The following is a 12,528-nucleotide window of genomic DNA, read 5'->3' on the forward strand; positions in this document are numbered from 1 at the left end:
TAAGTCCCCGCCCCATCGACATTCCCTCCGGCCGTGATACCCTCGTCGACCCATGTCCGCCTTCGACGACCGCGCGCCCGCTGAGATCTTCACGCCCTCCGGCCTGAACCGGCTGGTGCGCGATCTGCTGGAGCACGCCCTGCCGATGGGCGTCTGGATCGAAGGCGAGCTCTCCAACGTGGCGCGCCCCGCGTCGGGACACGTGTACTTCACCCTGAAAGACGCCAACGCGCAGGTACGCTGCGCGATGTTCCGCACGGCCGCCTCGCGGCTGCGCTTCCGTCCGGTCGACGGCATGCACGTGCTGATGCGCGCGAAAGTCGGCCTTTACGAAGCGCGCGGCGAGTTCCAGCTGGTGGCCGACCACATGGAGCCGGCCGGCGAAGGCGCGCTGCAGCGCGAGTTCGAGCAGCTCAAGGCACGCCTCGGTGCCGAGGGCCTGTTCGCGCCCGAGCGCAAACGCGCCCTGCCCGCCTTCCCGCGCCGTATCGGCGTCGTCACCTCGCCTTCCGGCGCGGCGATCCGCGACGTGCTGAGCGTGCTCGCCCGGCGCTGCCCGCTCGCCGAGGTCGAGGTACTGCCCGTGCCGGTGCAAGGACGCGAGGCACCGCCGGCGATCGCCGCGATGTTGCGACGCGCGTCGGCGAGCGATCGCTACGACGTGCTGCTGGTGACCCGTGGCGGCGGCTCGCTCGAAGACCTCTGGGCGTTCAACGACGAGACCGTCGCCCGGGCGATCCATGCGAGCGCGGTCGCCGTAGTCTCCGCCGTGGGCCACGAGGTGGATTTCACCATCGCGGACTTCGTCGCCGATCTTCGCGCCGCCACGCCTTCCGCCGCCGCGGAACTGCTCGTGCCCGACCGCGCCGACCTGCAGCGCCGGCTCGACCGCCTGCGCCAGCGCATGGCCACCGTCATGTCGCGTCGCCTGCAGGCCGCCGCGCAGCGTGCCGATCAATGGCAGGCGCGTCTTTCGGCGCAGCGTCCGCAGGCGCGGCTCGCGCGCGATGCGCAGCGCCTCGTGGCGTTGCGACGCCGGCTCGAGCTCTCCATCGGCCAGTCGAACCATCTCCGCCGCGCGCGCCTGGAACGTTTGCAGGCACGCCTCGCCGCGCAGCATCCGCGCCTGCGCCTGACCCCGTCGCGCGTGCGCCTCGCCGAACTGCGGCAGCGCCTCGCGACCACCATCGAACGCCGCCTGGAACGCGACCGGCTGCGCCTCGCGCAGCAGGCACGCACGATGCACGCCGTGAGCCCGCTCGCGACGCTGGAACGCGGCTACGCGATCGTGTTCGATCAGCGCGACGCCGTGGTCCGTCGTGCCGGCGACGTCGCCGTCGGCGACCGCCTGCGGGTCATGCTGGGCAGCGGCGAGATCCAGGTCCGCCGCGAGGACTGATATCCCGCGTCGACGGCGGATGAACGTCGCAGGCGCGACACTCCGGCCATACCGACCCCATCGAGGCATCGCCATGCTCGACAAGAGCTACCCCTATTACCTCGCCAACCGCGCGGTGAAGTCGACCCGCAAGGTCGACGTCGTCGACAAGTACACGGGCAAGATCGCGACTCGTGTGGCGCTCCCCGACGAGGGAGCCCTCGACAAGGCGATCGCCGCCGCGCACGCCGCCGCGCCAGCGATGAAGCGGTTCCGTCCGTACGAACGCCAGGCGGTGCTCGAGCACTGCGTCACGCGCTTCACGCAGCGCCGCGACGAACTCGCCTACGCCCTCTGCGTCGAGGCCGGCAAGCCGATCAACGACGCGAAGGGTGAGGTGACTCGCCTCGTCGAGACGTTCAAGATCGCGGCCGAGGAATCGGTGCGGATCAACGGCGAAACGATCAACCTCGAACTCTCGCAGCGATCGGCGGGATACCACGGTTATACGCGCCGCGTGCCGCTCGGACCCGTCGGTTTCATCACGCCCTTCAATTTCCCGCTGAACCTCGTCGCGCACAAAGTGGCACCGGCGATCGCCGCGGGCTGTCCGTTCGTGCTCAAACCGTCGGAGCGCACGCCGCTCGGCGCGTTGATCATCGGCGACGTGCTCGCCGAGACGGACCTGCCGCGCGGCGCGTTCTCGATCCTCCCGCTGGACGGCAAGCACGCCGATCCCCTGGTGACCGATCCGCGACTGAAGCTCCTGTCGTTCACCGGCGGCCTGGTCGGCTGGGACCTGAAGGCCCGCGCGGGACACAAGAAGGTGACGCTGGAGCTTGGCGGCAACGCCGCCTGCATCGTCGATGCCGACCAGGGCGATCGTCTCGATGCCGTCGTCGACCGCCTCGTCTTCGGCGCGTTCTATCAGTCGGGCCAGAGCTGCATCAGCGTGCAGCGCATCCTCGTCCACGACGACGTCTACGACGCGCTGCGGCGCAAGCTGGTCGCGAAGGTGAAGGCGCTGAAGGCGGGCGATCCGAAGAAGAAGTCGACCTTCCTCGGGCCCATGATCGACGAGACGGCGGCCGAGCGGCTGGAAGGCTGGATTCGCGAGGCGAGGAAGGCCGGCGCGCGCGTGCTCTGTGGCGGCGGGCGCAAGGGCAGCATGCTCGAAGCCACGCTGCTGGAGAACGTGCCGCGCGACGCGAAGCTGCAGCGCATGGAGGCCTTCGGTCCCGTGGCGCTCCTGCAACGCTTCATGACTTTCGACGAGGCGCTCGCGATCGCCAACGACTCGGATTTCGGCCTGCAGGCCGGGGTGTTCACCAACGACCTGCGCCACGCCATGCGCGCATGGGACGAACTGGAACAGGGGGGCGTCATCGTCAACGACGTCCCGAGTTTCCGCGTGGACAACATGCCCTACGGCGGCGCCAAGTCGTCGGGCATCGGCCTCGAAGGCGTGCGTTACGCCATCGAGGACATGACCGAGCTCCGGCTCATGGTGATGCGGGAGGCCTGAGGTCGCCGATGACGGTCGGGATCAGCTCCGACACCGTCGGATGGATCGGCACCGCCCATTGCAGGGTGTCGATCGGGGCATCGGCGTTCATCATGTCGAGGATGCCGTGGATCGCTTCGTCACCGCCGGTACCCAGGATCGCGGCGCCAAGGATGCGCTTCGTTTCCGCATCGGCGACGATCTTCATGAAGCCGTACGTCTCGCCTTTCTCGACCGCGCGCCCGATGCGCTTCATCGGGCGCTTCGACACCAGCAACTGCCGCCCGCTCGCACGCGCCTGCGTTTCGGTCATGCCGACCCGCCCGAGCGGCGGGTCCACGTAAAGCGCGTAACCGAGGATGCGGTCGCTCACCTTGCGATCGCCACCGTCGAGCAGGTTCGCGGCCACGATCTCGTAGTCGTTCCACGCCGTGTGCGTGAACGCGCCCTTACCGTTGCAGTCGCCCATCGCCCAGACCCCTTCCGCGGTCGTCGCCAGATGGTCGTCGGTGACGATGTAGCCATGCTTGTCCACCTCGACGCCCGCCTTGTCCAGGCCGAGATCGTCGGTGTTCGGCACGCGGCCGACGGCGAGCAGCACGTGCGAGCCGGTGACGACGGGCGCGCCTTCGGTACAGTCGACGCCCACCGCGACGCCATCGGCGTGCTTCGCGAGCGTGATGCAACAGGCGCCCGTACGCACCGCGATGCCCTCGTCCTCGAGGAAGGCGCGGATCTCGGCGGAGACGTCCTCGTCCTCCCGCTGAACGAGGCGCGGTCCCTGCTCGACCACCGTCACCTTCGCACCGAACCGGCGGTACATCTGGGCGAACTCGAGCCCGATGTAGCTACCGCCGACGACGATCAGGTGCTCCGGCACCGACTCGAGCGGAATGATCGTGCTGTTGGTGAGGTAATCGACCTCGTCGACACCCGGGAAATCGGGAACGCGTGCGCGGCCGCCGACGTTGAGGAAAACCTGTGAAGCCTCGAGCGTCTCGCCATCGACCTCGATCCGGCGCGGTCCGGTGAACCGCGCGTGCCCACGGATCAGCGTGAGACCCGGCATGCCCGCGAGCCAGTCCTCGTTGCCCTTGCGCGAATCGAGGATCACCTTCCGGGCGCGCGCCGCGACGGTCGGCATGTCGATCGTGATCGTCCCGACACCGACGCCGTACTCGGCACCGCGCTGCGCGAGGCGCGCGGCGTAGGCGCTGGCGACGAGCGTCTTGGTGGGCTTGCAGCCGGTGTTCACGCAGGTACCGCCGACGAGGTGGCGCTCGATGAGGGCGACGGTTTTCCCGGCTCCGGTGAGGCGGTTGGCCAGCGCGGGCCCGGCCTGGCCGGCTCCCACGATGATGGCGTCGAACGTACGGGCCACTGTGCTTTCTCCGGAGGCGATGACCCGCCCATCGTAACGGATGGCGGGAAATATGCCTTGCACGAAGCCGCGATGCGGGAATGGTGACCCCGGCCCGATTCGAACGGGCGACCTTCCCCTTAGGAGGGGGACGCTCTATCCAGCTGAGCTACGGGGCCTCGGCATGCCTGCCCGGCCGAGATGGCCTTCGTGCATATGCTACCGGATGCCCCCCGGGAGGACAAAACCCGAGCGTCGGCATGGCGATGCAACAGGCAAGCTCCGCACGTTCCGGATCCGCCTATCGAATAGGGTACCGCCCGTCGTTGGCTCGGTGTAGCGTGGGATCCACACAGGCCCGACACGGCCAACCACACCTCAAGGACGAGGGGATATCCGGATGAATCAGCCGTCAGATCTGCGTGACTTCGATAAGATCGTTTATTTTCGGATCAGAAAGGAAAATCCGGACCAGGACACAACGCAGCACCACACGACCGTTGTCTTCAAAAATCACTTCCAGATGTGTCCGATCATCATCGAGGTCCTTGCCTACAAGGGGGATCAGCCGGTCGAGATCGACCCCTCGCTCATCTCGATCATCGACATGGGCACCCGCGAAGACCTCCTCGTATACGACGAGGGGGGGCTCTGGCCTCTGGACAAATGGCACTGGTCCAGGAAGCGTCGATACGAAGGAACGATCCTTTACGACGAGAGCTTCATACATAGGGTCGACAAACTCGTCCTGGACGCTCGGCTTGCCATCGAGCACCCCGCCCTGCCGATGACGGTCCGGGGCGGTCGTTACGAGTCGCTGACGTCCCCTGGAACGACGTGGGAAAAGCAGTGGTTCGATGGCCTTGTCGACTACCATCGGACGCACAAGACCGGCCACGGAAGCCTCAGTTCGTTCGAAACGACCGACGAACAACGCAAGCGCCTGAACGCATGGGCGCGACGGGCGGGAGCAGCAGACGATATGTCTCGAGACGAGGCGCTGCATACGATCGTCAAGGACGAAGACACGCAGGTCGTCGGTGCACAAGTCTTCCGGTTCTATGTCTCCTGTCCCGGCAGAGCGCCTGATGACCCAATCACGATCGCGGCGGGCGTGCGCACCTCTGTCGGCGATACAGTCTACAAATCGACGACCGCGAACAAAGACATCGAAGATGAAGATGGTCAGGGCGACGGTTCGGGCCGATTCTATTCGACCGTGACGATCAACGCGGTAACCATGCCACACCTGGGACTGGCGTCGTATGGGGTGAAAATGACGGGATCGGTAAGCACGCTTCACTACTCGCACACGGGAATCACGGATGACACAGCGCGGTCATTCTGGCACCACCTCAACGTATCTTTCGACGCCATACCCATTCCGCTATGGAAGCTGTGCGCCGTCGACGATCCCTACGCCGACTTCCCGCCGGCCGGTGGTGGGCTTCTGCGGCACACCGGCAAGGACAATGGCGCCGAATGGTCCACCGTCATGACCCAGTCTCCCGATTCAGGCACCGACTGGGAGCGCGACGCGGCCGGTATGGAAGCCGTCGGGGGAGGAGAAAGCCTCTCGATGCTGGAACTGCGCCAGCGCTACATCAAGAATGATTACAGCGGCCCTACGGCCGCTGGCCTGGTCATGATCATGGGAGGGAAGCACTGTCAGTTCCGCACCGAAAACCATGTCACTCTCGACGACTCCAGGTACCGCAGCAGGTTATTCGCTCTTCTGGATGTCCATGGCAACAGCAACCTGATACGCGTCAGCATCGACACGATGAACTTCATCGACATCCATGATCCCTGGTAACCACGACGAACGTTTTCGCAGCGCCTGACGTCAGCGTTCCGATCGCATCAGGCGACCGGATCCAATCAATTCGCCGCACAAGGACGTGCCATGAAGCAGCCCGCAAGTCGCCCATCGACCGTGCGTACCGAGACGTACGTTGAAACCCGCCTCGAAGCGCGCAAGGAGACGCGTGTCGAAGTCAGGGAAGCGGCGCCCGATCGATCCGCGTCGCCTCCGCCGCGTGACGAAGGTCCTGCGGCCATCCCGACGAACCGCATCACTTTCATGGACATCCATCTTGCAACCGTCGCCGTCTTCGCGAACGGCAGGCAGCAGATCCAGGTCGACCTCGAAGTCTGGGCCGTCGATGAGTTGGGCTTTGAAACCCATCTCACCGATGAGGAAAAGAAGTCGATCAGGCTGATCGACTACCGATACCCGGACCAGATCGTCCCTGATAGCTCGCAAGTCCCCCCGAGTGATTATCGGGGATGGGCCTCGCAGACCTTCTCGCTTGGGTACGCCCCGTTCCCCGGGCCTGCGCCCGAGGCCGACCGCGACCGACACAGGGACGGACTCCCGCGCGAGATAAAGGACTTCGAGACCCGCTACCTGACGTCGAACGGCAGATCCATGGAGTCGCTCGTGGTCGCGTTTTCGGTGCTTGGCCAGGACGGCGTCACGTATCGCAGCAACGGTACGAAGCTGGTTGACGGGCACGAGTACAACTTGACCGGCTGCGATGCAAAGGACCGGATCGTCAGCCCCCAGGCGCCGGAGCATTTCGCGTCGGATCGATTCGTTCTGACAGGCCTCGCCGAAGGCGAAAGCAACTGGTTCGACCGCAAGCTGAAGCTGTGGATAGGCGATTACGCGGGGCCATCGCTCGGCATCCGCTCCGGGGAATGCAGACCGGGAGGCATCCTCCTGTGGGACGACTTCTCGGATAGCCATGCCCAGTTCACCGGGTACGCGGGCCCTGCGTCCAGCGCGCTGCAGTGGCATCCATCGATAGCGTATCCCGAAGATCTGCGCCTTCCCGAACTCGTCACCGAGCCGGGCGACGAACGTATCTGCGTGATCGAGCTGTGCGGACGCGACAACTTCTACCCGAAACCCGTTCTTCCCGGTGGCGAGCCCCTGCCAAGCGAGATGACGGTCCACATGATCGACATCTACGGCACCGACCAGTCGTGCCGTCTTCGTCTGGTCAAGCGGAAGTGGGGATTCCTGGAAATCTACTGAGGACGAGCCATGGATCGGCAGACTTACGCATCAGGGCCCGGCGGCGAGGACATGTACTCGACCGCGTACAATTTCTACAGCCACATCTCTGCCAACGTGGACACGCGCACGGGCACCTACACGGCCAGCGTCGAGCTGACGACGGGCGAGGGCAACCTGTTGCGTGGACCGCACTTCGTGTTCCGGCTCGTTTTCAACCCCTTCAGCGCGCGAAACGACGGCTTCGGCGCCGGCTGGGAGCTCGACGTCAGCCGGATGGATCGCGAGCCGACCATTACGTTGCTGAGCGTCGGCGGCGGCGAGGTTCATAGAGTCGAAACCCTCGACGGCGGGCAACCGGCGAGGTTCCCGGACCGGAAGCTCGACAGTTTCCGGATGACACCCAGCGCCGATTCGAGCACGGCGACGATAGAGCACGTGACAGGCATGGTCGAAGAGCTGCGCTCCGTCGTCGGCGAACCCGGGAGGGTTTTGCGGCTTCACCGCATCGCGCAACCGAATGGCGATGCCCTCGAACTGAAATGGGCCATCCCTCCGTCCACAGGCATAGTGAGCCTGGTCAGTGTCGTCGATGCCGATCAGACGGAACTCCTCAACATCCAGTACCCGAACAGTCGCGATATCGTTCTTACGTTGCGCCGCGGGGGAGGCGATTCGCTCGAACTACATTTCATGCGCGAAGGTCCTCTGCTGACCAGGATCAGCATGCCGACCCTGTATGCACTGAATGCGCGAACGGTCGCCGCGGAGGAGCAGGCCTCCTGGGAGTTCGGATATACCCAGATCGGCTCGCCGCCGCTGACGCTGCTCAGATCCGTGACGACTCCGAACGGCGTGATCGAGACGGTGACCTACGACCAGGACGGACTCACGCTGCCCCCTCGCGGCCCCCGCGCAACGGTTCCTTGCGTCGACGGGAAGATACAGCGCCTCGCGTCGAACCCGGCCGTGGTGCTGACCTCCCATCAGTATTCCCTCGACCGCAACCACAACCATTACGGATACGGTGTGGTCGGCGACTGGCAAGACCGAACGGACCAGCTTCTTCACATGCCCCTGGGGCGATACGACTACGGTTCCCGGGAAATCCAACTGGACGACAACGGTGGGTATGCCGTCATTCGCGATCGTATCTACAATCACTTCCACCTGATGGTGCGGGAGACGACGCGGCGCAGCAAAGTCGTCCAGGAGATCGAAACGATCTACGGCGAGCTGCCCGGCCTGTCGTTCGAGGACCAGCCAAAGGCGCTTCAGCTACCTCATGCGGTGATCACCAGGCGCTGGCACCTCGACGCTCCCGACGCCGTGGCGGTGAGTCGGACCGACACCGATTACGACGCGTTCGGCAACGTCGTTCGCACATCGGACAGCACATCGGGCATTGTCGAAGTGTCCGACTATTACCCGCCGGAAGGCGAGAGCATCGGCGACGAAGTGCTATGCCCGCGGGATCCGCTGGGCATGGTGCGGAGGCTGAAGTCCCGCACGGTGAAGCCAGGCCCGGGAGGCGGCCACGAGCGCCGTGTGTCATACAGGTACTGTGAGGTCGACGTCCTCGCCAGCCCCATCGAGGGCGAGCAGGCCAGGGACGTCTACGTTCAGGCTTGCGCGGAAGTCGAGGAAGTGGCTGAAGACGGACTCTGGCGCACCCTCAGCGATAGCCGGCAGGGCTTCATCGACGATCACGGCGATCAGCATGGGTGTGTACGGGCCGAGATGAAGACCGTGGACGGCCTGAACGAGTATCGGGACTACGAATACTCCATCGATCCGGAAAGGACCCAACGCACCAGGGTCGTCACGCATACCGTCGATAACGGCACCGATCGTTATGGCATGCCCAGGCGAATCGTCAATCGATGGAGTGAGACGGAGCGCCTGATCGATGGACTCGTCACCGAAACGGTGGATGCGGCCGGCAACCGGTCCGTGACGGCGTTCGACGCGCTCGGTCGGCGCATCCGCGAGACTCTGCATCCGGGTGACGTCGATTACGAGACCTCGAGCCATTGGAGGTACATGCTCTCCCGATCCGAACGGTGGATCGAGCGCACAGGCGTCACCGGGCTGAAGCACCGCCAGTGGTTCGACACGGCCGGCCGGCCCATCGGGTCCGACGAACCGCTTGCCGACGGCGGCTCGTATCAGGCGCTGCAGCAGTCGTACGACACGCTGGGTCAGTGCACGATGGACATCGTGACCGATCCCATGACCGACGCTCCCGATATCGTTCTTACGACGGCATACGCGTATGACGATTGGGGACGTTGCGCGCGCACCTCGCTACCCGATGGAAGCCGCGTGGTTACCGAGACGATGCTCGTCGATCTGCCTGACCAGGACGGCAACGCGCGCATCGTCGAGCGGGTCCGGCAGTGGCAGGAGGAGGAAACCGGCGTACGTCCCGCCGGTTGGAGTGCCACCTACACCGATGCGGCAGGCCGAAAGATCCGCGCGGAAGCTGGCACATGGGTGCCCGGCTCGGGCGCCGACGACCCGCCGGTGCCCGAGCCGGTGGCGGTACAGTCATGGCTGTACGACGGGCTTGGGCGTTGCGTCGTCTCGATCGATGCCATGGAAAACAGGACGGAACAGATCTGGGATGCCCGCGACAGGGTTACCGGGACGTTGCTGCCCGACGGCACCCTGATCACCCGCGAGTTCGCACTCGGCCACGAAGGCGAGCTGGTCGCACGCCTGGCGGTCACCCCGAAGGATGGCGACACCATCGAACTCGGCCGACGCTCGTGGGATGGCCTCGGCCGCGTCGAGCTGGAGCAGGCAGGCAGCCTCGTTTACCAGCTCGCCTACGTGCCGGGCCAGATCAGTCCGGCCACCCGCACGCTGCCGGGAGGGGGAGTGTTGCATATGGAATACGACAGGCGGCTTGGCGAGGTTCTGCTCGACCTTTCGCTCGAAGAGCCAGTTACCGGCCGGACTCCGGGGAAACGGGCGACCATGGGCCGCCTGCAGCGAGGAGCGCTGCCATGAACCCGCGGCGGGCGGTCATGCTTCAGGCAGCCTACAACCGCAGGCTCGCGTGGCCGGAGACCGTCGCGACGCCGGCGGGACAGATGACCCTGGTCGCCGATTACCTCGGGCGCCCGTGCACGCGGCATATCGCGCTGGCGTTCGACACACCACGATCGGCCCATGTGATCCGGTCACCCGGCGGGCGCGACACCGAAACGATCGGCATCGATGGCACGCGCCTGCTGCATAGATACGACCCGGCAGGCCGACTCGAGGCGATCATCGGCGGCCGCTTCACGGCATCCTTCGCGTACGACGGTCTTTCGCGAGTCAGCTCACGAACCGTGACCGACGACGCCGGTCACACGCTGCGTGCGGAGTACGAGTACAACGAGCGGGGTCTCATGCACGCGACGACGTTCAACTGCCAGCCCGACGACAGCGTGAGTCGCCACGTCATGACGTGGCGGCCGGACGGAAAACTGGAAACTCGCAGCTGGCTGGGCGTGGCGGGAAAGGAGCAGAGGAAAGAACGTTTCTTCTACGACGCGCGAGGCCGCCTCGCCAGGCACGTGATCGAGGCCGACGGCGCGAGTGACTTCCCACTCGACGAAGCCAATCTTCCTTACACCGAGCAGCGTTTCGAGTACGACGCCATCGACAACCTGTGCGACATCGACACGGTCCTTGTCGATGGCCGGACCGATCGTGCCCGCTACGGTTACGACACGACGAACCCGGATCGCCTTGTCCGCGTGGAACACGCGCTTGCGGAATACGGACCACCGCGAAATCTGACGTACGACGCCGACGGGAACCTCCTGACCGACGGGCGGAACCATCTCGCATGGACGCGTTCCGGAAGGCTAGCCTCCGTCACAGCCAACGGCCGCACGACGCGCTACGAGGTGGGCCCGGACGGCCGGGTCAGCACATTGTGGCGTGACGGCACGGCCACATTTCGATTCCATGACGCCGATGGACTGGCGTTCGAATCGACGCTCACCGAGCAGCGCAGCTATCTGCGCGCGAAGGGGAACACCTTCGCCGAGACGGCTCTCTCGGGGGGAATTCATGTGTCGCTCCTGTTGGGCACCGATCACCAGGGCAGCGTCGTCGTCGAAAGCGATACGACATTACGAACGCGACGCTTCGGCGCCTACGGTGCACACGGCTCCGACGATTGCCTCGCGCATCCGGCGTTCACGGGAGAAATCGCCGAACGCGATTCGGGCTACTACATGCTCGGCGACCGTCTGTACGATCCCTGCCTACGCCGATTCCTGAGTCCCGATCCCGCCAGCCCGTTCGGCGCGGGCGGCATCAATCGTTACGCCTATTGCGCCGGCGATCCGGTGAACCGCATCGATCCTACCGGCGACTTGGTATACGAGTTGTTCATAACCGCGCTGACGGCTTTGCTGACATTCTATTCAGGGCCTTTCTACTCAGGCGCAGTCGCAACGGTCTTCGGTGCCGACCTGGGGTTCTTCGCGGCGATAACCACACCTGCCGGTAGCGCCGTCGCAGCGTCGGTGGTCTTCGACGTCGCATCGGTCGCGGTGGAAATGGGGGGCGTTTGGGGATTCGGACCGAGCAATCCCGAAGAGGAGCGATGGATGCAGTTTGGCTCGATAGCCCTGCTTGCGCTTGGCCTCGGCCCAGCGAGATATTTCGCCAAGGGCGAAAAGGCAGCGAAGCGTGTCGATACGTTCAACCGGTCGGCGCGCGCCGTCGGTGGTCGCGCTAACGAGGGTACCCAGCGATTCATCAACGTGGTCATGGACGCGATGGCCGCACGGCGACGCACGGAAGCCGCCACTTCAGCCTCCCCCGCCGTCATCCGCAGCACGGAACACAGTGCGGCCGAACCCGTCAGTTACTGGCGTCTACGGCGCACCGTGGGTAACGGTTCCCCGCCCCACCGGACACCACCCGCGGCGACCGCGCGACATGGATCGATAGCGGTGCCAGGACCCGAATCCCGACCATTCGTCACGGAGACGTCCTCCCGACCATCCGCACCGCGCTCCGAGCCGCGGCCGCCGACAGAAGGCGCATCCGAATCGACGACACCGGAAACCAGCGTACCGGAGGGATTCCATACACCTCGACGCACGACCTCCCCCGCCGCGCCCACAGCGCAGCACCGGGACATGCGGTCACCCGTCGCGCCGTTCGATGGGTCGAGGGATCTCCTGGATTCCCACCTGACCACGCTCCTCCAGCTGTCGGACGAGACTTTCGTTTAGCGCGTTCGCCCGGCG

7 protein-coding genes and 1 tRNA gene are annotated in these 12,528 nt (G+C 65.3%); 6 read left to right on the forward strand and 2 right to left on the reverse strand.

What is annotated here, in order from left to right:
• Positions 1–52 precede the first annotated feature (52 nt).
• Entirely contained in the window at positions 53–1,399 is a 1,347-nt protein-coding gene (xseA, locus tag BMY69_RS06510) for an exodeoxyribonuclease VII large subunit (protein WP_090176238.1), read from the forward strand.
• Between the two features lie 73 nt (positions 1,400–1,472).
• On the forward strand, positions 1,473–2,903 hold the full coding sequence (locus BMY69_RS06515) for an aldehyde dehydrogenase family protein (RefSeq protein WP_090176240.1): 1,431 nt from the start codon (positions 1,473–1,475) through the stop codon (positions 2,901–2,903).
• Here BMY69_RS06515 and BMY69_RS06520 read toward each other — a convergent pair.
• Entirely contained in the window at positions 2,881–4,263 is a 1,383-nt protein-coding gene (locus BMY69_RS06520; RefSeq protein ID WP_090176243.1) for an FAD-containing oxidoreductase, read from the reverse strand. The genes BMY69_RS06515 and BMY69_RS06520 overlap by 23 nt on opposite strands.
• Positions 4,264–4,344: 81 nt before the next feature.
• Positions 4,345–4,421: transfer RNA gene (locus tag BMY69_RS06525), tRNA-Arg, on the reverse strand.
• A 221-nt stretch (positions 4,422–4,642) separates the two neighbouring features.
• Between BMY69_RS06525 and BMY69_RS06530 the strand changes: the two genes are divergently transcribed.
• The 4 genes from BMY69_RS06530 to BMY69_RS06540 all read left to right on the forward strand — a co-directional run bounded on the left by BMY69_RS06530 (position 4,643) and on the right by BMY69_RS06540 (position 12,513).
• The gene (locus BMY69_RS06530; protein ID WP_090176245.1) at positions 4,643–6,058 is read left to right on the forward strand and encodes a hypothetical protein; all 1,416 of its coding nucleotides are present in this window, start codon (positions 4,643–4,645) and stop codon (positions 6,056–6,058) included.
• A 90-nt stretch (positions 6,059–6,148) separates the two neighbouring features.
• Positions 6,149–7,285: a hypothetical protein gene (locus BMY69_RS06535; protein WP_090176248.1), complete on the forward strand. Its 1,137-nt coding sequence runs from the start codon at positions 6,149–6,151 to the stop codon at positions 7,283–7,285.
• Positions 7,286–7,294: 9 nt separating this feature from the next.
• A complete protein-coding gene (locus BMY69_RS19560; RefSeq protein WP_177191090.1) occupies positions 7,295–10,279 on the forward strand; it encodes an RHS repeat domain-containing protein in 2,985 nt (994 codons plus the stop codon).
• Complete coding sequence (locus tag BMY69_RS06540; protein ID WP_177191091.1) at positions 10,276–12,513, forward strand: RHS repeat-associated core domain-containing protein; 2,238 nt, start codon at positions 10,276–10,278, stop codon at positions 12,511–12,513. Before BMY69_RS19560 ends, BMY69_RS06540 begins: the two co-directional genes overlap by 4 nt.
• Positions 12,514–12,528: the final 15 nt, after the last annotated feature.

Origin of the sequence: Luteibacter sp. UNC138MFCol5.1 (genome assembly GCF_900110505.1) — a bacterium.
Lineage (GTDB): Bacteria > Pseudomonadota > Gammaproteobacteria > Xanthomonadales > Rhodanobacteraceae > Luteibacter.